At 62.6% G+C, this 16,894-nt stretch carries 26 protein-coding genes; 2 read left to right on the top strand and 24 right to left on the bottom strand.

Translation table 11 applies throughout. From position 1 onward, the window contains the following. Window positions 1-54: 54 nt before the first annotated feature. The 8 genes from EG244_RS16550 to EG244_RS16515 all read right to left on the bottom strand — a co-directional run bounded on the left by EG244_RS16550 (window position 55) and on the right by EG244_RS16515 (window position 4,086). Window positions 55-342, bottom strand: coding sequence for a chromosome partitioning protein ParB (locus EG244_RS16550; RefSeq protein ID WP_124966291.1), 288 nt, complete (start codon window positions 340-342; stop codon window positions 55-57). Next, complete coding sequence (locus EG244_RS16545; protein ID WP_124966290.1) at window positions 339-1,004, bottom strand: ParA family protein; 666 nt, start codon at window positions 1,002-1,004, stop codon at window positions 339-341. Before EG244_RS16545 ends, EG244_RS16550 begins: the two co-directional genes overlap by 4 nt. A 66-nt stretch (window positions 1,005-1,070) precedes the next feature. Beyond that, window positions 1,071-1,901, bottom strand: coding sequence for a replication initiation protein (locus EG244_RS16540; protein WP_199738010.1), 831 nt, complete (start codon window positions 1,899-1,901; stop codon window positions 1,071-1,073). A gap of 449 nt (window positions 1,902-2,350) precedes the next feature. Continuing rightward, complete coding sequence (locus EG244_RS16535; RefSeq protein ID WP_124966288.1) at window positions 2,351-2,539, bottom strand: glutaredoxin domain-containing protein; 189 nt, start codon at window positions 2,537-2,539, stop codon at window positions 2,351-2,353. Beyond that, entirely contained in the window at window positions 2,536-2,760 is a 225-nt protein-coding gene (locus EG244_RS16530; RefSeq protein WP_124966287.1) for a hypothetical protein, read from the bottom strand. Before EG244_RS16530 ends, EG244_RS16535 begins: the two co-directional genes overlap by 4 nt. Window positions 2,761-2,895: 135 nt before the next feature. Then, the gene (locus EG244_RS16525; protein WP_124966286.1) at window positions 2,896-3,174 is read right to left on the bottom strand and encodes a hypothetical protein; all 279 of its coding nucleotides are present in this window, start codon (window positions 3,172-3,174) and stop codon (window positions 2,896-2,898) included. A 3-nt stretch (window positions 3,175-3,177) separates the two neighbouring features. Beyond that, on the bottom strand, window positions 3,178-3,372 hold the full coding sequence (locus tag EG244_RS16520) for a hypothetical protein (protein ID WP_124966285.1): 195 nt from the start codon (window positions 3,370-3,372) through the stop codon (window positions 3,178-3,180). Between the two features lie 3 nt (window positions 3,373-3,375). Further along, complete coding sequence (locus EG244_RS16515) at window positions 3,376-4,086, bottom strand: peptidoglycan-binding protein (RefSeq protein ID WP_158617337.1); 711 nt, start codon at window positions 4,084-4,086, stop codon at window positions 3,376-3,378. Window positions 4,087-4,145: 59 nt separating this feature from the next. Here EG244_RS16515 and EG244_RS16510 point away from each other — a divergent pair, with 59 nt between their 5' ends. Further along, window positions 4,146-4,439: a hypothetical protein gene (locus EG244_RS16510; protein ID WP_124966284.1), complete on the top strand. Its 294-nt coding sequence runs from the start codon at window positions 4,146-4,148 to the stop codon at window positions 4,437-4,439. An 845-nt stretch (window positions 4,440-5,284) separates the two neighbouring features. Here the strand turns inward: EG244_RS16510 and EG244_RS16505 are convergent. From EG244_RS16505 to EG244_RS16450, 12 genes are all read right to left on the bottom strand, one after another. After that, window positions 5,285-5,533 (bottom strand): hypothetical protein, encoded by a 249-nt coding sequence (locus tag EG244_RS16505; protein WP_124966283.1) that lies wholly within the window; start codon window positions 5,531-5,533, stop codon window positions 5,285-5,287. Between the two features lie 62 nt (window positions 5,534-5,595). Next, window positions 5,596-5,988 (bottom strand): hypothetical protein, encoded by a 393-nt coding sequence (locus EG244_RS16500; protein ID WP_124966282.1) that lies wholly within the window; start codon window positions 5,986-5,988, stop codon window positions 5,596-5,598. After that, complete coding sequence (locus tag EG244_RS16495) at window positions 5,985-6,857, bottom strand: phage head spike fiber domain-containing protein (protein ID WP_124966281.1); 873 nt, start codon at window positions 6,855-6,857, stop codon at window positions 5,985-5,987. Before EG244_RS16495 ends, EG244_RS16500 begins: the two co-directional genes overlap by 4 nt. Further along, window positions 6,854-7,126, bottom strand: a complete 273-nt coding sequence (locus tag EG244_RS16490) for a hypothetical protein (RefSeq protein WP_124966280.1) — start codon at window positions 7,124-7,126, stop codon at window positions 6,854-6,856. Before EG244_RS16490 ends, EG244_RS16495 begins: the two co-directional genes overlap by 4 nt. Continuing rightward, window positions 7,126-7,392 (bottom strand): spike base protein, RCAP_Rcc01079 family, encoded by a 267-nt coding sequence (locus tag EG244_RS16485; RefSeq protein WP_124966279.1) that lies wholly within the window; start codon window positions 7,390-7,392, stop codon window positions 7,126-7,128. The genes EG244_RS16490 and EG244_RS16485 overlap by 1 nt, the downstream gene beginning before the upstream one ends. Before the next feature lie 61 nt (window positions 7,393-7,453). Beyond that, complete coding sequence (locus EG244_RS16480) at window positions 7,454-7,651, bottom strand: hypothetical protein (RefSeq protein ID WP_124966278.1); 198 nt, start codon at window positions 7,649-7,651, stop codon at window positions 7,454-7,456. Further along, window positions 7,648-8,109 (bottom strand): hypothetical protein, encoded by a 462-nt coding sequence (locus EG244_RS16475; protein WP_124966277.1) that lies wholly within the window; start codon window positions 8,107-8,109, stop codon window positions 7,648-7,650. The genes EG244_RS16480 and EG244_RS16475 overlap by 4 nt, the downstream gene beginning before the upstream one ends. Window positions 8,110-8,159: 50 nt before the next feature. Continuing rightward, entirely contained in the window at window positions 8,160-8,843 is a 684-nt protein-coding gene (locus EG244_RS16470; protein ID WP_124966276.1) for a hypothetical protein, read from the bottom strand. Then, window positions 8,843-9,223, bottom strand: a complete 381-nt coding sequence (locus EG244_RS16465; RefSeq protein WP_124966275.1) for a hypothetical protein — start codon at window positions 9,221-9,223, stop codon at window positions 8,843-8,845. The genes EG244_RS16470 and EG244_RS16465 overlap by 1 nt, the downstream gene beginning before the upstream one ends. A gap of 162 nt (window positions 9,224-9,385) precedes the next feature. Next, the gene (locus EG244_RS16460) at window positions 9,386-11,764 is read right to left on the bottom strand and encodes a phage tail protein (RefSeq protein WP_124966274.1); all 2,379 of its coding nucleotides are present in this window, start codon (window positions 11,762-11,764) and stop codon (window positions 9,386-9,388) included. Between the two features lie 5 nt (window positions 11,765-11,769). Further along, the gene (locus EG244_RS16455) at window positions 11,770-12,198 is read right to left on the bottom strand and encodes a DUF6950 family protein (RefSeq protein ID WP_124966273.1); all 429 of its coding nucleotides are present in this window, start codon (window positions 12,196-12,198) and stop codon (window positions 11,770-11,772) included. Then, a complete protein-coding gene (locus tag EG244_RS16450) occupies window positions 12,183-12,797 on the bottom strand; it encodes a hypothetical protein (protein WP_124966272.1) in 615 nt (204 codons plus the stop codon). Before EG244_RS16450 ends, EG244_RS16455 begins: the two co-directional genes overlap by 16 nt. A 94-nt stretch (window positions 12,798-12,891) precedes the next feature. Between EG244_RS16450 and EG244_RS16445 the strand changes: the two genes are divergently transcribed. After that, complete coding sequence (locus EG244_RS16445) at window positions 12,892-13,170, top strand: hypothetical protein (protein ID WP_124966271.1); 279 nt, start codon at window positions 12,892-12,894, stop codon at window positions 13,168-13,170. A gap of 11 nt (window positions 13,171-13,181) precedes the next feature. Here the strand turns inward: EG244_RS16445 and EG244_RS16440 are convergent, their stop codons facing one another. The 4 genes from EG244_RS16440 to EG244_RS20480 all read right to left on the bottom strand — a co-directional run. Beyond that, the gene (locus tag EG244_RS16440) at window positions 13,182-13,808 is read right to left on the bottom strand and encodes a hypothetical protein (RefSeq protein ID WP_124966270.1); all 627 of its coding nucleotides are present in this window, start codon (window positions 13,806-13,808) and stop codon (window positions 13,182-13,184) included. Continuing rightward, complete coding sequence (locus tag EG244_RS16435; protein WP_124966269.1) at window positions 13,805-16,216, bottom strand: phage tail tape measure protein; 2,412 nt, start codon at window positions 16,214-16,216, stop codon at window positions 13,805-13,807. Before EG244_RS16435 ends, EG244_RS16440 begins: the two co-directional genes overlap by 4 nt. Continuing rightward, entirely contained in the window at window positions 16,204-16,515 is a 312-nt protein-coding gene (locus EG244_RS16430; RefSeq protein WP_124966268.1) for a phage tail assembly chaperone, read from the bottom strand. The genes EG244_RS16435 and EG244_RS16430 overlap by 13 nt, the downstream gene beginning before the upstream one ends. Further along, a partial coding sequence (locus tag EG244_RS20480; RefSeq protein ID WP_158617336.1) for a hypothetical protein occupies window positions 16,452-16,894 on the bottom strand: 443 nt, incomplete at its 5' end. The genes EG244_RS20480 and EG244_RS16430, both read right to left, overlap by 64 nt.

Here is a 16,894-nt window from a genome sequence, read left to right as displayed (position 1 = left end):
ATATGATGCACTAACTACTGCTTTTTATCAGGTAATTAAAAATACCGGATAATTCTATACACCAGATTTTTCCTTATACAGGGCCCATGCTTCCTCGATTATCACGCCTTGCTGCACGCCACGGCGCCTGGCTTCATCAGCGATCTCTGCCGCCACATTCGGAAATACCTTCGCATGGACCTGCCCGGTGCGTGGTGACGGCTTCCGGCCGCGCTTTGCCGAGGCCTCGCGCGATGTGAAACCGAGATCCTCGCTCACGCGATCTACTGCCTTGATGCGCTCCGGCTCGACGTCCTTACGGCGCGACCTTAGGGCCCCCACATTGATCTTGAAATCCGTCATGCCCCTTGCTCCCCGGCAAGCCGCGCGAAGACCGCTTTGGCGAAGCCTTGGGCATTCTCGATCGCCTTATCCGCGTTGCCTTGACCTGGCATCGAATACAGGTCACCACCGAACTCAAAGAGCGCCGAGAACGCGGCCCGCTCCATCAGTTCAGGTTCAATCACATCGACGCCCTGCTCTTTGAGACTCCCGACAATGCCTTTGTGTTGCTTCGACTGGATAGCCCGGGTCATGGTGAACACCACGGCGTGCGGAATGTCCCGCTCCAGAGCCTCCGCCTCTTCCTCGATCAACTGCAGAGCCCGAACCCCGATGGTGGCGTCGAGTGTTGTGGCCCGCATCGGGATTATCACCAGATCCGCCTGTGAGATTGCCCGGGATACCAACCGCGACGCGACGCCTTCAAGATCGACCACGACAATCCGGCCGTCCTGATCGTGCGCTTTGATCGCCCTGATGATCTCGCCCTCCCTGAGGCCGCTCACTACCTCGATGCGTTCAGGAAGTGTGCCGCGCTCACTCCACAAGGTAAGGCTACCGTTCGGGTCGCAGTCCATCATCGTAACGTTCGCGCCGGCATGAGCAAACTCTGTGCCGAGTATCACTGCGGTGGTTGATTTCCCTGCGCCCCCCTTGGGGCTTGCGATCACAACGGTTGGCATTACCTGATTTTCCTATTTATCGGATATTTTTAATTACCGGATTTACTTTATAACCGGATTATCTCTTTAATCGGATAATCCATCTAATCCGGTCAAGGCTTCCTTTTCATCTTCGAACAGATCGAACTGCCGCTCGCGCTGCGCCTGCCATTGCGCTTTCAGCTCGTCCTTGGTTTTATCCCACCACGTCACGCGCAGCCGGGTGACTTTACGCCCAAGCCGCTCTGCCACATCGATCCGACATGAGAAGGGGGCCAGCAGGTTCACTTCTTCTACCGCAGGCTCCAGGGCCTTCACACGCAGAGCCCCAAACGATGCCAGCGCCCCCTTGGGCACCCCGAGATAATCCCGGAACTCATCAATATCGAAGTCATTGAAAAGCACGTGCTTCAGACGCACACGCTTTGAGATGATCTCATAGAGAGCCATGCCGTACTTGGTGGTGAAACCGTGCAGGATCTCCATCTCAAGCCGGGCGAAAATCTGGCTGTCACGCAAGATCGGGATGAGGGACGAGTGAAATTCATAACTCACATAGCGGCCGCATCGTGACCTGATGGTAGGCCCCAGAAGCTGAACACTGAGCACGTCACCATTGGTCAGGATCACCGTGACGTCAGTTCGACGAAGAACCCCAAGAGCTTCAATCACACGCTGGCTGGACGGGTTGTTACCCCGAAGCTCAGCCATGGTAATTTTGAACATACGGCCTTCATCAGCCATGTTCGGGCCAAAGGCATTCGCGAGGAGCTGATTATAGATCCTCCGCGCCAAAAGCGTCATGCGCTCGCCTCCGCGAACCTCGATCAGCTCCACAGGCTTGATAACCTCGCCTCTGCGCTGAAACGCGGAAAGCGTGGTTCCATCGTAACCTTTTGGTAGGGTAGCTTCGTCCATCATTGTAACCTGTGCAATGTCACCCGGTCACAATACGAGTTTTAAGCACCTTCGCCACACTGAAGACACCAAATCCCTGATAATCCGACACTACCCTACCAATAAGTTACAATAGCAGGGCTTCCGGACGGCTCTAAGCCTACCAATAAGTTAAAATGACTTCCGATGATGTCGCCATTTGCTGCCATTTGCGCGCCACGGGCATCGAAATAGGCAGCAAGGAGCAAACCTACCAAAAGGTTACGATACCCCTACCAGGAAGTTACGAATCCCCTACCATCTGGTTACAGTAAGCTAACAAAAAGTTACGATAACCCGATTTTTATCATGATTGTTCAAATGCTTAGTCCATCTAAAATATAAGAAACTTAAAAAATAAGAAATGGTTATCCACAACACAAAAAGCCCGTCCCCACCCGTGAGGGCAGGGACGGGCAATGAAACCACGATCAGCCGCCCCCATAGGCGACGACCAGCGGCGCAGTGCTGCCGACCAGTGCTTTGAGCCGATCGACTTCCTCCGGGTAGTCGGTCACCAGCCCGACCTCATACGTCACGCGCTCCCGATCGAGCAGGGCTTTCGACTGGTTGCACTGGACGCCGTTTCCGGACGGCACATAGAGGATCACATGGCTCATCCGCAGACCCCTGCAAAGACCAGCTGGAATCGCGCGCCCTCCTCAAGCGTCTGCGCCGTGTCCTGTTGCGAGTAGCTGGGAAGATCCGCCCGGAGCTCGCGACAGATCGAGCGCTCAGTCTCGGAGCCGCCCTGCATCGCGCAAAACGCTGGCAGCGTCGCGACCAGGAGCATCGGCACGGGCCTGATCGGCGGCATCCTGAATTTTACGCGCCCGCGCATGGTCCTCTTCCTTCTGCTTTTGAGTGGTGTCCGAGATGCCGGAGCTGCGCCCCGCGCGATGAATGCCGATTGCCGCCGCGAGAGCGGCCCCCAGAGCCGCAAGCCACGGCCCGACAGGTGAGAGTAGCGCCCGCATCACTTAGCCCGTGGGTCGAGCGTATAGGGCCGCGCAGAGCCCGCGCGCTGCTGTGCGATGATGAGGGCGAAGAGCGGCGACATGCGCAGCATCCAGCCCTCGATCACCACAACATCGAGACCGAGCATCCAGCCCGCCAGTGTGGCGACCGGCGGTACCAGCTGAGGATCTGAGAACACAGCCGCCGCGAGCCAGGTGGCGACATCGAGGACAATGAGCAGGGCAGGGAGGATGCCGAGCCAGAAGCTGCGGGTCCGCCCGATGAAAATCGGTCGCATGGATCAGACCTCCTTTGCCACCAGGGCGCGCACAGCGGCATCCTTGGCTTCGAGCAGTTTGCGCAGGGCAACGGTGCGCTCCGGGTTACGGGGCAGGGTGTCCACGATCTGCTGGGCGAGATCCCCGAGGAGCTTGCTCACGGCCTGCAGGTGCGGGGGCAGATGGGCATAGGCGAAGAATTGGAGGATATGCTCCATGGGTCAGGTCTCCATTTCCGGGATGAGGGCCGCCCATGTCAGGGGGCCGATGATGGCGTCAGGGGTGAGGCCAGCGGAGCGCTGGAACGCCCGCACTGCGGCCTCTGTACGGGCTCCGAAAACCCCATCGGGCAGGCCGGGCTCATAGCCCTGCGCGGTGAGGTGGATCTGCGCCTCTGTGACCGCCTTGCCGCGCGCGCCACGGCGCAGAGCAGGGTAGGCCGGGGCAGGGGTCAAATCGTATTCATAGGCCAGCGCGAGATCCGCGATCGCAGCCGCCTTGTCAGTGCCGTTGATGATGCGCCGCGCGCCCAGGTAATCGGTGCCGCCCGGGCGGATGTAGTCGGCGAGTTTCTTCCCGGTGAACCAGCCCTCTTTCGAGCCGAGCACCAGCACCTGTGCGGCAATTACCGGATCAAGTGCGAGATCCGGATTGGCGATCAGATCCACTTTGAGCGCCGAGCTGGCGCGCCGATAGTTGCTCTCCCACGTGAGCTGAGAAAACCCGCGCCCATACCACGGGTAATAGCGCAGGCTGCGCCGGAAGCTCTCCGCGCGGGAACCGAGGTAATAGCCCTCTTTCACCGGCAGCATGGTCGCGTTGGTTTCCCAATGCGCAGTCGCCAGCACGTAGGCTGTCTGAGGGATCGTGAGGCCATGAGCCTCACAGGTCTCCCGGATCAGCCGCGTGTGGCCGAGATTGTGATTGAGCATAAGGGCTCCATTGAAAAAGCCCCGCCGGAAAGATCCGAACGGGGCTATGGAAGGAGGAATTGTTTACAGGTGCACAAAAACTGATCATTTTTCAGATCAGAGGGGAGGACAGCATGCACCACGCGTCTGAAGTTATTCTGATCGGATACGGCGAGCGCACCGTTGGGGAGGTGCTGGTCGGTCAAATCAGATTGTCAGGCGAATGGTCAGCTCCGAGCTCAGGCGGCTTTTTCTTCACGCCCGAAGGAAAAGATCAGCCCGTCGTTTGGGCAAAATCCTTGGAGGGATTCTATGACGGTATTCTGGACTGGCATGCCGATCTTACAAGAAACGCTTTCAGAACAAGAGGCTAAGCTTGTACGCTTTTGTGAACTGCCCAGCAGTGAAGGTATGCTAATCTGTTCAGATCAACTGGTTATACGCGCATCGCGTCACAGATGACTTCGGTCCTGTCACAACATGCTACGAGCCAGATGTGATGGGACAGGGCGTCTTCAATGAAGGCGCCTTGTTTCGTTCTGGCTTCCCCTGTTTGGGGGAATTGCCTGAGGAGTCGGCTTGATATCTATGCGGAAAAATTGGCCCCTAAGTTTTACAAGACGGAAAATTTTCAGCTGCCCCCGAGCTTCTCTTTAAGCAAGGGGGCTTTTCTCTCTGAGGGACACCAAGCCGAGATCGGCGCTTAACCCGCCCGAAAACCGCTGCATCGCTGACCTCGCGAAAAGAGGCTAATTCATCCACAAGTATAGGGTGATAACTCTTGGGTTGAATTAAACCTTTCCAGAGGCCATTTTCCCGGCATTATTTTGAGCATAAAGGGCTGGCGCCCATGTCTGAGAAAATTAACCGCATATTTGAGTGCGAGTGCGGTCACAAATTGCGCTTTGGCGCTAATCGCTGTGGCTGGTGTTACGAGAGAACCCCACTCAAAAACCGGAAGGAATTCTGGTGGGTGTCAGCTATAGCGCTTATCGCTGCAGTAACCGCTGTGGCTCAGGCAATTTTGTAGAACCGGCTGGTGTCAAAGACGCCGCTGAGAAGACAGCGTTGGAATTTCAGGAATGATCGATCCGTTGGCCCTATTTTTGTTTATTTGCGCAGGGCTTATGGGAGCAACAACATTATTTTGGACCTTTTTTATCCTGATTTCTCTCGCCTGTGAGGCTCGTAATCACAAGCCAGCTGAAAAGCCTGATCGTTAAGTCCGCCGCTCCATCCGCTCCACCAGCCGGTCGAGCGTTTTCTTGATCGCAGCGAGGCTCTCATCCATCCGAGCCAGTGTGACGGCCTGATCCTGAGCACGGCGGGTGATCTCGGCCTGCTCCCGGCGCAGTTCTCCGATAATCTGGGCCTGCCCTTTAACCGCGGCCTCCAGCCGGATCAGCCATGCGACGAAGGCCAGCAGCGCGAGAAGCTGCGGCCAGTAGGATTTGAATATGTCTTCCAAGGGCGGCTCCTGCGCACCAGCGGGCTGAAAAGGAAAAGGCCCGCGCAGTGGCGGGCCTTCTGTTACGCTTCGGGTTCCAGCTCGACCGGAGCCAGCGGCTCACCCAGCCCGAGCAGCGCCCGTGCGGCCGGCGGATCAAGCCCGACCACCGCGAGGATCTTGCCTTCGGGGATCTCCGGCGGCGGATCATCGGCAACCGGCGGCTCGATCAGAACCACCTCCGCCTGCGCCTCTGCGGCAGCCACCATATCCGCGCCCCATTCCGGCTCGATCAGCGGCTGGAAGGCATCGGAGACAAAGGCAGGAGCCACCAGCCCGGAGGCCACGGCATAGCCGCCGACCACCGGGGCCAGGGAGAAGGTTTCCCCGTCCGCTTCACTGTAGCCTATGACGCGGGCGAGGTGATTGGCCGCGCTGATGAGCGCGACCGGGACGGCAATCGTGACCGGGATCATGCTGCGTACCTCTGACGCCAGTAAGCCTCGAGGGCGGTTTTCTCTGTAGCGGTGAAAGTGCCCGCGCGAATGATGACATCGGCCATGCGTTCAGCCCTGAGCAGATCCGTGCCAGCAGTACCGTCGCTGGTGACCGCGGCATAGCTGAAAGCGCCTAAGGGCGTGACCCAGGCGATCTCGTAACTGCCAGCCGGGAGCACGGCGGGCAGGCTGTCGCCGCCGTCGTTCCAGAGGTGCCAAATGTCCGGGACGCCTTCCTCAGTTACGTTAACGGGCGAGGCCACCTCTTGGTAAGGGGTGACTGAAGCTGCCTTTTCATACTGAACGCGGGCCACAGCTACGCTCCCACCGTCAGACAGACGAAGTTGCAGATTTCGTGATGCTGTGAAATTCGAAACCCGCCCCTCATACTTAACCTTTACCCATTCCCCCTGCACCAATTGCGAAAATACTGACACAGTGCCCGCGATAGCAGGATCATACACCGACACAGAGGTCCCGGAGATGAGCTTAATCCACATCGAGAAGCTGTAACGTTCGCCCTCGATCACATCCACAGTGCCGTATATGGTGTACCGCCCCGGCGACGTACCAGCATAAGAAATGATTGGCGCCCGCGTTCCCCAAGGGGTGGGTTCCGCGTCTGAGACGCGGGTGGTTTCGCCCGCATGGGCTGAGCCGCTACTCAGAAACTCAGAGCCGGGTACGAGATTGCGCCGCCCACCCTTCGGCCACCTTGCCAGCGTCGGGCGCGAAAGTGCGGTGCCCTGCGCCGCATCTACCGTCCCGGCAGCGCGAACGACTTTGCCAACCGGATGTCCGGCGAGAAATGCCGGGAGCGTCCCGGCAGCGTCCTGAAACAGCCTCACTGGCGTGCCTCCTTAATGTTGGACCAATGCCCGGGCCTGCCACTCAAAAGCAGATCCGGCGTAAATGCGGGCTGGGTGAGATCCCCCGCCCAATGCCCGGCTGCGCCAGCGTTGAGCAGCAGAGACGGCGTAAAGGGGACGGGTGTATAACCACTCGCCCAATAGCCGGGCTGATCGACGCCAAAGAGGGCAAGGGGCGTGAATGTGTTCGGGCGCGATCCGCCGGATTTCAGCGCAACGGCCGCCAGGCCGAGGCTAAGCCCCAGCATCAGATCCAGCCCGTGATGAGCGTGGCCGTGGTGCCGGTGAGGCGGATGCGGCGGGCGCAGAGCGGATAGGTACCTACCGGCAAAAAGCCGGTGGTGTAGGTCTGACCGTCGCGCGAGCTGATGAAGCTGACCGCGCCACCCTCGCCGCCGATGGTGATGGCGCGGATCGCCTGCGCCAGATCATCTGTGTTTGAGGGCACGACTGCCAGCGCGCCGACGGCCGGGCCGTCCACACCGATCGCGTGATTTTTGAATTGATCGCTCATGATGTCTCACAGCAAAAAGCCCGCTCGAGGCGGGCGAGGTGACAAGGGGTGTAGAGTGGGATCAGAGCCGCGCGGTCTCGATGTCAGGCCAGAAGCCTGCAGCGCCGCTGCTCAGGAGGTGCCCGGCGACAAAGGGCGGCGGAGCAAAGCCACCGGCCCAGAAAGGGGCAGGCAGATGCGCAGGAGCCCAGACCCAGAGCAGATCCTGCCCGCGCGCGATGGCCATAATCGGCCGGGGGCCAAGTGCGGGGGTAATCATGCGCCCTCCATGATCAGATAGAGGGTGTCGGAATGAGGCGGGCTCAGGGCGTCATACTCCGCGCGGCTCAGAACGATCAGCTGCTGGGGCCCATCCTGCACACCAAAGTTATTCAGCATGATCGTAGCGAAGTCCGCACCGGCGGGCACGATCGAGGGCACCACCGTGAGCATGCCCTTGGCGCAGAGAAACCGCGCGGCAGCCGCGCCCGACCAGATGTTGTAAAAGTAGGCCGCGCCCTCGCCGAGCGCCTGCAGAGTGGCGGGCTCGAGATCGATCTGCGCGGCGCTGGCCGGGATCTCGACCAGAGGCGCGCCGCCCTCCGTTGCGCTGAGGGTCAGCACGTAGGGCGCAGAGGCCCCGGAGGCGATGAGGAGGCGCAAAGGCTCATCGCGGATCAGCGCGATGGCAGCCACCGAGGGCCGCGCCAGCCCCGGTGTGATGGTGATCTGACGCATCAGATATGTCCTTTGTTTTGGGGGATCAGCCTGCGGCCCGGGGGCCGCGCTCAGATGGCGTCAAAGTCGATATTGGCGACAAAGCCCTTGATGCGCAGGCCAGGGAAACGCCAGTGCCCGCCGCTCGGGTAGTAGTTGCTGCCAAGGATCAGGCCCCGGGCGAAGACACCCGAGCCGTCCCGGACGGCCCCGGGAACCACCGCCTGCTCGTTGACCCCACGCGCACAGAGCTGCTCTTCAAGGCACACCCATGGGTAGGGGCTCCCGGGTGATCCGGCCGCCAGAGGCCGGATATCGGCAATCACCTTGAGGTTATCCGACCAGACCACGGAGCCATCGGCGCGGCGCACCTCCGCCCCATAGCCGCTGGTGCGCGGCGCATAGTCGCTCGCCCAGGACGCCAGCACATAACGCAGCGAGGGTGCCGTGCTGTGAAAGCGGATGAGATTGCCATTGCGAAACCAGAACGCCCGATGCCCGGGCGGCACCTCGACCAGCAGGCGGTCTGCCATAACAAAGCCCGGTGGGGTAAAGCCGTTATTCAAATACCAGGTGCCGCTGATATTGGTCCAACCGTTGCCCTCAGGATCGTCGCTGTTCGTTTGCATATGGGTGGTGCCGGTGGTCCAGGTTCCGAGCCCGATGGTGCCTTTGTGCTTCACAACCAGCATCGGGTCGTCGGTGGTCATAACGGTCTCGCCGTTCTGGTTCAGCACCAGGATGCCGTAGCTCATCAGGTGAACTCCATAAAAACCACGTCCATGGTGGTGACATGCGGGTTCCCGTTCGGGGGCCACCAGGAGAAGGTCTGAGAGCCTTCATTCCAGCTCACCTGCGGCAGCCGGCGGCCAGCCTCGGTGCGGATCACAAAGAACATGCCGCGGCTGATCGAGAACTGCGGCAGATGCCTGTTCCCCGACGTGGCCCCGGTGGTGATGTAGGCGACCGCGCGCATGCTGCGCATCGCCGTGATATCGCGCAGCCCTGTCGAAGTGCCGATCTGCATCCCGAACATGCGCCAGCCCTCAATCTTCGCCCGCAGCCACCTGAAGGGTGAGAGCAGGCGCGTCCACAACCGCTGCAAAGCAGTCTGCACAAAAACATAAAGCGACATGGGCTTGCCTCGCGAGAGTGACATCGATCCAGAGCTGACCCGTGCCCCATCCTTCCGGAGCACGGCCATGGGCGGCGGCGGTCACGCTGAGCGTGCCGCAGCGATCGCAGGTGCAAAGCGTCTGCGCGTGGTCTGTGTCGGTTTTGATGGCCATGGTGTTTCTCATCCCAGATTGCCGATGCGGATCCGCACGGCGTTGTTTTCGTCAAAGACCATCAGCTTGTCGGTGTGCATCTCGGTGCGCGCGCCGCTGGTCGCGGTGCGCAAGACCCCGATGATGGCGGTGATGGCGGAGAGCTCAGAGACGTTGAGCTTATCCGCCGTCACCTGACCCGCGCCGATATGGGCCGCGAGGATGTTGTTCGCCGCGATGTGCTGCGCGAGCACCTGACCATCGCCGATCGCCACCGTGATCTGATCAGACCAGGCAGCAGTCGGTGCATCCCACCGCCAGATCTTTTTGGTGGTGCTCAGCATCACCAGCTGATCCGGCGCGGTGCCCGCGGTCGGCAGGGTATCCACCACTTTGATGCCCCCCTCAGAGGCCAGCCGCTCAAACTCATCGCGGATGTCCTGCCCGAGATCCTCCATCCAGACCGAGATGGCTTGGGTGGTGACGGTGATCCAGGGCGACCAGACAAAGCTGCCCGTGCGCTCTGAGATCAGCGCGCCGCGCACCCGGTAGGTGGCCTCCGCGACCACATCGGTGAGGGTCCAGACAAAGGGCGCGGCATAGGGCCGGAGCACGTCAAACTGCACCACGCCGCTGCGCTCGATCTGAATGCGGATCTCCGAGACATCCGGCTCATTGGCGCCGCAGCTGACCTGAATGGCAGGCTTGCGGGCCTTGCCATCATTGCCGGTCAGCAGCACCGCCAGCGCCGCCCAGCCCTCGATCCCTTGGGCAAAGCCGATGGGCTGCAGCGGAGAGGTGATCACCACCGGAAGCTCGAGCGCGGGCGACCAGTCATAATCCGACGGATCCACCTCGCGCAAAGCGACCGTGAGGCTCAGCCCCGGCAGTTTGGTCACCTGCTCAACCATGAACTTCTTGGCCTCATAGCCGTTGCGGGCCGAGGTCCAGCTGATCACGTCGAGCGGCTCGAGTGCATAGGCATCGGGCGGCAGCGTCATGGAGTGCTGGCGCATCCGGCGATACTCGCTGAGCTGCGAGACCATCAGGCGCTGCACCTGTGTGGCATAGGGGCAGGCCGGATAAGAGACCGAGGTCGGCAGATAGCGCCCGCCATCGGCGGCCGTGGCGGCCGCATCGATGCGTTGCGGCGCATCTTTGCTGGCCCAGCCTTCGCGCGGCTCGGGGTAGCTGGCCGAGAGCGCGTTGAAGGTCTGCGCCACCGGATAGAAGGGCGTCAGGCTTTGCCCCTCAGAGATGACAATATCGCCATCGGTGATCGAGAAGACGGCGGCGGCGGGCAGATCGACCAGCGGCTTCAGCTGGCCGCCCACTTCCGCAAAGCGGAGGTTGGCCGCGCGCCCGATCGCTTCCAGCACATCGGCGGCCGGCTGATCCACCGAGACCTCAAGACCGCAGCGATAGGCGGGCTCAAAGACCCCGCCGGCTGTTTCGATTTCCCGGTCGCAGGCGGTCATGGCCGCGACCCATTCCGCGCGCGGCAACCGCCAGGCGGGCAGGTTCCGCCCGCCGAAAATCCACTCCGACCCCCAGTAGATCCCGCGCGCCACGTTATAGGCGATCACAGCGGCATTGGTGCTGGGCTCATAAGTCGTGCGGTCGCCCCAGCGATGCGGGCCGGAGCCCCCGGTGCTGCTGTCTTTGCGCGGGTCATAGACCGGCAAAGGCGCAGGCTGAAACAGCAGCGTCGGCATCGAGGTCAGATCTTCGCGGTCATACTGCAGGGTGACCACGGCATAGGCTTTGCCCACCCCCACGCCTGCCCATGGGTATTGATCGCCCGTGAAGGCGAAGGCCAGCAGCGGATCGACCGTTACTTGGGTGCCATCGACCCAGCGGACCCAGATCCGGCGCTTGCCCTTGAGCGAGCTGATCTGCGCCGGGTGGCCGAGGCTCTGGCCGCTGAAGGACGCGCCCACGGGCCGCTCGGTCACATCGGAGACCTCGCCCTCTGCGCCGCTGATGGTGCCGATGCGGCTGAAATCGATCACCGCCTTTTCGTCCCCGATCCAAAGCGCCGCCAGCGCGGGATGCGGCAGGGCCGAGACCTCGATCACATCGGTGATGAAGCGCTGATTGCGCCCCCAGCTGCCGATATATTTGCGCCGCCCGGCGGTGGCGTAATCGCCAAGGATGAACGACAGGGGCAGATCATCGCCCATCTCGACAGTGAACTTAACGTCTGCGCCCTGCTGGGAGGGCTTGGGCCCGAGCTTGCGCGCGATGGCCGAGAGCACAAGGCTCGCACCCATCTGTGCCAGCGCGGTGAGAACCACCGAGCCCTTGATCACCGCGCCGATGGCCGCAATGGCTGCGCCGACCGGCCCGGCCTGTGCGGGATCAGCAGTAAGCCCGAAGGCCACCGCGAGAAGGAAGAGCATCCGCATGGGGGTTATCCGATCTTAAAGGCCCGGAGCGCCCGCGCGCGCGGGATGCGGCCATGACCGCGCTCCGTCAAAGCAATCAGCCCGGAGGCATCAAAGACCGCCAGCGCTTCGCCGAGCGCCCCGTCGGAGGCGATGAGCGCGATATCTCCGAGGTCGGCCCTGTCCGGGTGGATCTCCGGCAACAGGGCCGCCAGCGCTGACCCGAAGCTCTCATGCCCCGCCGCGCGTAAGGCCCGCAGAGCGCCCCGCTCGCTGCGATAGTGACCGCGCCAGGCACGGGCGAGATCTTCGCCGGTCATGGCCTGCACCGCGCCCGCCGCGAGGCCGAGGACGCAATCCTGTCGCCCCCAGGCAAAGGCGGTGGCGCGCTGGCGGTCGAGCTCGAGCGCGAGGCGGGACCGCCAGTCGGGCAGGCGGCTTACTCTTTGTACCATTGCACAGACCTTGTTCGGATGGCGGCGGCGTATTTGGAAAAGCCGTCTGTCGGTGAGCGCCGCCGCTGGTGCTCATCGGAGGATTTGGCCGGATTGATCGCGAGCAGCTGCGCCATCAGCTCAGAGCGCACCGTGATCGAGATGGCCCCCTCGCTGCCGGCCGCCGGGGTGGCGATCGGGCCATCATCGACAATGCCGATCCACTCGATCTGCGGGGCTGAGGTCAGCGCGCCGCGCGTCCAGGTCGTCGCATGGATCTCGCATTGCGCGAGCCGCAGATCATGGCCGCGCGCGAGGCTTTGGGCGAAAGGCGCGATCTGTGAAAGCGAGACGGAAACCGGCCGGTCGGTCAGATCCGCGCCATAGATCATGCCCTCGACCCGCAGCCCGCAGCCACCGACATAGGTCCGCGAAACCAGACTGCCGTCTGCGGCCTGCAGGGTGAGGGTGAGATCCTCATCGCCGGACCAGACCGAGAGCGGCACCACGTCTCCGGTCTCGCGATTGCGGGCGGCGAAATGCACGAAAGTGGCAGGCGCAATGCCGCCCTCCCGGGCCGATGCCAGAGAGGCCGCAAAGTCCGGATCATAAAAGCGCATGGGGGGGCTTCCACAGCAAAGGTGGGGGGAAGGACTCGACACAGAGCGAGTGGATCGCCAGTGTTATCCTCAAACCGCAGAGGGGTAGGACGGGATGCCAGTGGTCTATGAGAAAGACCTTGATGAAGGCGCTGAACGCCTGCTGAAGTTTCAGCGCAGCATTATAAATCAGATGGCCGCTTATATTGCGGATCTGGAAAAGGAATTACGGAGCCTCTCTCCCGAGGCGGTAGAGCGCTGCATCGCCGCCCGTAGGGCGACACTGCAGGCCAAGGAAGCGGTCGACTACCTGGCCGTTATGTCATCCGGTATTAAGCCCCGGGCTCATCAAAGCGACTCCTTCGACCTTCCGATTATTATCAACGGCGACTAACTCTCCTGGTCTCAGATCCGCTGCAGGAGTTGCAAAGCGCCGCCCGAGGACACTCCCCCGGGCCGCGCAGTAAAGGGTGTGTGACCGCCCGGGGGCACAAAGGCCCGCATCACCGGGCGCAGCAGGTTTGCTGACGCGCCCGGAGCGATGCCCAGAGGGACGTAAGGATAGACCGCGACAGCAGAGGCCATGCCGGTATTGCTGGCGATGGTCTCCTCTGTCACCTCCGCCAGATACTGCCGCCCGCCGCCCCATTCGATCGAGAAGCGATCGCCGGGTCGGATCGGATAATGCGGCGGCAGGCCGGTGAAGTTGACGGTCGAGCGATCAGAACTGATCGCCGAGACCACCACCAGATCGCCCGGGTCATAGGACGGCGCATAGGAGGGATCCGCCCAGAGGAAGCTCTCCTGCGAGCCGCGCAAAGCCCGCAGTCGCGCATCAATGCGCCGGCCATCCAGCGGTGAGCAGGGCACCAGACGGAGACTGACCTGCCACAGAGGGCTTGCCAGCTCACGGGTCCATATCCGCCCGTCGCCGCTGCCGGATTGCTCATCGAAACGCTGCAGGTGTTGCGTGACCTCCGCCACGCGCAGCTGATCCGTGAGAAACGCGAGCGGATAGGAAAGGGAGCTCATCCATACCTCCGGGGATTTTCCAGGATCTGCTGCACCCGGGCGGGAAGATTGCGATCGCTCGCCTGGGCGATTTGCACCGATTGTCGCTCGGCTTTGTGCAGGATCTCACCAACCAGCTCGGGGGAGAGCCGGACCTGAACAACGCTGGTCCCGCCAGACCCGCCACCGGTCAGAGACGGGGCGGAGGCATTGCCCCCGGAGGCGCGGGCCATGGCAGCCTGCGCCTGCGCCACGGTCAGCACCGCGCCGTTCTCGCTTGGTACGAAATATTCCGAGCGCGGCGTGTTCTCATTGACCAGATAGGGCACCCCGGCTTTCACCGGGCCACCCGTGGCCCGCTTGCCGCCGAGAAGCCCGCCGATGGCCGACAGGATGCCACCCCCGCCCCCATCCGCGAGACCGAGAAAGGCCCGCTGCATCTGCACCTTCGCCATTTCCATCAGGAGATCCGCCACCGCCTGCTTTGCTGATTTTGAGCCGTCCAGAACGGAGGTGAAAATGCTGCTCAGCGCGTTTGCGCCGCGCTCGCCGCTCTCCTCGACCTCGCGCAGCCTTTCTGCCGCCTCTTCGGCATTCAGCCCGGCGGTGACATAGGCCTGCGCCAGCTTATCGATTTCAGCCGTCAGTTCCGGCGTCAGGGCGTGGCCGGCGCGTTGTGCCGATGCCAAAAGCTCCGCCTTGACGTAAGCGAACTCCATGGCATCGCCGTATTTGCGCTGTGACCCTGCTACGCTGGTCAGCATGGCGGCTTCGGTCTGCAGCGCCTGCGTCCGGTCACGAATGGCCTGAGCCTCGCGGGCGAAGTCATCCAGCTTACTCTTGCCGCCTTTATCCCCCGATCCCCGTGCAGCGCGTTCTGCGGCCTGACGCGCCGCCTCTCCGGCCAGAGAGGCTCCCGCCGCATCGCGGGCCTGCGCATCCGTCAGGGTCAATCCGGCATCTTTGGCGCGCTTTCGGACCGCCTCGATCTCGCGCTCCAACCGCAGCGCCTCACTGGTGGCGCTGTTGCGTTCGCGCTCTGAAGCCGTGAACTTTGCGGTGGCCTCTGCCAGCGCATCCGCGCTGGCGATACTGGCTTTTTCAGCGGCAAGCCGATTCAACTCAGCCTGACGTGCCTTGCTGACAGGATCGACGCCGGCCGCCTCCTGCAACGCTCCTTTCAGGCCAATGGCAAGGCTGATGGCGCCGCCAAGACGTCCCATCAACCCGGTCAGGGCTTCGGTCACATTGACGAAGTAGAGACCCTCATCGTTTTGCATGGTCGCGAACATGGCTTCTGCCTCGCCGGCAGCCTTCTCCATCCCGCTCTGAAACTCTTCCGCGCTGATCGTGCCGCTGTCGATCCCCTCCGCCAGACGGCGCATCTCAGTTACGTTTTGCTCGATGGCCAGTCGCTGATCGTCAAAGCCTTTCCTGGGCAGTTCCTGCGCAGCGACACCCATTTCATGCGCGACCGCACGGGCGTCCCGGGCCAGGCGCTCATGCGCCCGTTTCAGGCGGTCCAGATCATTAGCCTGGGCGGCGAGGGCCTCGCGATCCCGCTCAAGGGTATCGTAAAGCGCATCCCCCATAATGCCGCGCCCCTGGGCCTCATCGGGGAAAATGCGGTCCAGCCGCTCCCGGAAATCTGTGGCCTCCAGACCGGCAGAGGCCAACGCCACAGCCACGCGCTTTCCGAAATTGGCAATGGTGGTGGTCAGATTGGAAAACTTCCGGTCCAGCTCTTCGGCTTTGGCGATCAGTTCGCTGTCGAGCACCGCGCCGGCGGAATGGGCCTCTGCGATCAGGCCGCGCAAGCCGCCTGACCCGTGCTCCATCAGCTGGCCGAACTGCTCGGCCAGCGCGCCGCCGAAGATCTCATCGGCCACCCTCAGGCGCGCCGCCGCACCGAGGCCTTTCATGCGGTCCACGATCTCGAGCATCAGCGCGGAAGGATCTTTCAGCTTTGCCTTCAGATCCGCCGCCGAGTAGCCCAGCCGCTGGAACGCATCCGCGGCCGAGCCGCCCCCCGTGGTGACAAACTCATCGGCCCGCATCGACAGCTCTTTGAAGCCATCGACGATCTGATCGACGCCGACGCGGGTCTGCTCGGCGACGTAGCGCCACTCTTGGAAGGCCTGCAGGCTCATCCCGGCGCGGCGCGCCTCATCCCCCACGGCCGCGACGGATTTGACCATGCCGTTCAGGTTGCTCGAAACGCCGGCCAGCGCTGCCCCCACGACGCCCCCGGCGATCCCGCCCATAAACGCCGTGCCGAGCCCGGTGGCTTTCGACATCAACCCGCTCAGACTTTGCGCGGCATGGTCACTGAAGCTCTTCACCTGTTTCTGAGAGCGACCGAGGCCGCGCTCAAAGTCTTTGGTGTCGAGCCCCAGAAACGCCCGGAGCCGCTCTTTCAGTGCTGCCATTCGTCCCAACTCCGGATCAGGCCGCGCGTGGCGGCAACCTCACGATAGACCGCCATGGCGGCCTGCATTTCCGCTGCGGCCTCCTCGCGGCTGCGCGGGGGGCGCGGCAGCAGGGTCTCGAGCGCGGGCAGGCGCTCCTGCCGGGCCAGCATGGCGCTGAGCCAGGCAGAGGTGACGCGCTCCTCCGATTGCCTGCGCCCCGCCTCATGGGCGAGGAGCGCGTAGTGCCGGGGTGTCAGCGCCCAGAAGTCGGACGGCGCGAACCCCAGACCGACAAAGCCGCGATAAAGCGCCGCCACAGTGACGGCGCTTTGCGCTTTTTTTCCGCAAAGCCCTCCCCGGGCAGATCCTCGCGGCGCGGCAGGGCGGCCGCGATCACCCGCAACAGCACATCCGGGACGGCATCGATCAGCTCGCCCGCGTCCTGCAGCTCTGCCGCCGGGTGATGGCGCTGCAGCATGGCAAGCACCATGGCGCGCAGCTGCAGTGCGGAGACTACTTCGCCGCGCTCAAAAAGGCTGAGCCAGGGGAAGGGCGGCTCGCCGGTCTGCGCCTCAAAGTGGCACATCGCATTCATGTCGAGCCGCAGCCGCCAGTCTTTCCCCCGCACCCGCAGGGTCACATCACCCGTCAGCGACAGCATGGCGTCAGCCCCCACCGACGATGGCCGGATCCGTG

The organism is Falsigemmobacter faecalis (genome assembly GCF_003863335.1).
GTDB lineage: Bacteria > Pseudomonadota > Alphaproteobacteria > Rhodobacterales > Rhodobacteraceae > Wagnerdoeblera > Wagnerdoeblera faecalis.
This window is presented reverse-complemented; position numbering and strand designations above follow the sequence as displayed.

Bases quoted from the DNA above. Each gene is read 5' to 3' on its own strand.
- EG244_RS16435 (WP_124966269.1), bottom strand. From the start codon at position 16,216: ATGGCAGCACTGAAAGAGCGGCTCCGGGCGTTTCTGGGGCTCGACACC.
- EG244_RS16550 (WP_124966291.1), bottom strand. From the start codon at position 342: ATGACGGATTTCAAGATCAATGTGGGGGCCCTAAGGTCGCGCCGTAAG.
- EG244_RS16525 (WP_124966286.1), bottom strand. From the start codon at position 3,174: ATGCGACCGATTTTCATCGGGCGGACCCGCAGCTTCTGGCTCGGCATC.
- EG244_RS16470 (WP_124966276.1), bottom strand. From the start codon at position 8,843: ATGAGCTACGGCATCCTGGTGCTGAACCAGAACGGCGAGACCGTTATG.
- EG244_RS16540 (WP_199738010.1), bottom strand. From the start codon at position 1,901: ATGGACGAAGCTACCCTACCAAAAGGTTACGATGGAACCACGCTTTCC.
- EG244_RS16445 (WP_124966271.1), top strand. From the start codon at position 12,892: ATGCCAGTGGTCTATGAGAAAGACCTTGATGAAGGCGCTGAACGCCTG.
- EG244_RS16530 (WP_124966287.1), bottom strand. From the start codon at position 2,760: ATGCGCGGGCGCGTAAAATTCAGGATGCCGCCGATCAGGCCCGTGCCG.
- EG244_RS16465 (WP_124966275.1), bottom strand. From the start codon at position 9,223: ATGTCGCTTTATGTTTTTGTGCAGACTGCTTTGCAGCGGTTGTGGACG.
- EG244_RS16515 (WP_158617337.1), bottom strand. From the start codon at position 4,086: ATGCTCAATCACAATCTCGGCCACACGCGGCTGATCCGGGAGACCTGT.
- EG244_RS16490 (WP_124966280.1), bottom strand. From the start codon at position 7,126: ATGCTGGGGCTTAGCCTCGGCCTGGCGGCCGTTGCGCTGAAATCCGGC.
- EG244_RS16475 (WP_124966277.1), bottom strand. From the start codon at position 8,109: ATGCGTCAGATCACCATCACACCGGGGCTGGCGCGGCCCTCGGTGGCT.
- EG244_RS16520 (WP_124966285.1), bottom strand. From the start codon at position 3,372: ATGGAGCATATCCTCCAATTCTTCGCCTATGCCCATCTGCCCCCGCAC.
- EG244_RS16440 (WP_124966270.1), bottom strand. From the start codon at position 13,808: ATGAGCTCCCTTTCCTATCCGCTCGCGTTTCTCACGGATCAGCTGCGC.
- EG244_RS16485 (WP_124966279.1), bottom strand. From the start codon at position 7,392: ATGAGCGATCAATTCAAAAATCACGCGATCGGTGTGGACGGCCCGGCC.
- EG244_RS16535 (WP_124966288.1), bottom strand. From the start codon at position 2,539: ATGAGCCATGTGATCCTCTATGTGCCGTCCGGAAACGGCGTCCAGTGC.
- EG244_RS16500 (WP_124966282.1), bottom strand. From the start codon at position 5,988: ATGATCCCGGTCACGATTGCCGTCCCGGTCGCGCTCATCAGCGCGGCC.
- EG244_RS16455 (WP_124966273.1), bottom strand. From the start codon at position 12,198: ATGGTACAAAGAGTAAGCCGCCTGCCCGACTGGCGGTCCCGCCTCGCG.
- EG244_RS16545 (WP_124966290.1), bottom strand. From the start codon at position 1,004: ATGCCAACCGTTGTGATCGCAAGCCCCAAGGGGGGCGCAGGGAAATCA.
- EG244_RS16450 (WP_124966272.1), bottom strand. From the start codon at position 12,797: ATGCGCTTTTATGATCCGGACTTTGCGGCCTCTCTGGCATCGGCCCGG.
- EG244_RS16480 (WP_124966278.1), bottom strand. From the start codon at position 7,651: ATGATTACCCCCGCACTTGGCCCCCGGCCGATTATGGCCATCGCGCGC.
- EG244_RS16460 (WP_124966274.1), bottom strand. From the start codon at position 11,764: ATGCGGATGCTCTTCCTTCTCGCGGTGGCCTTCGGGCTTACTGCTGAT.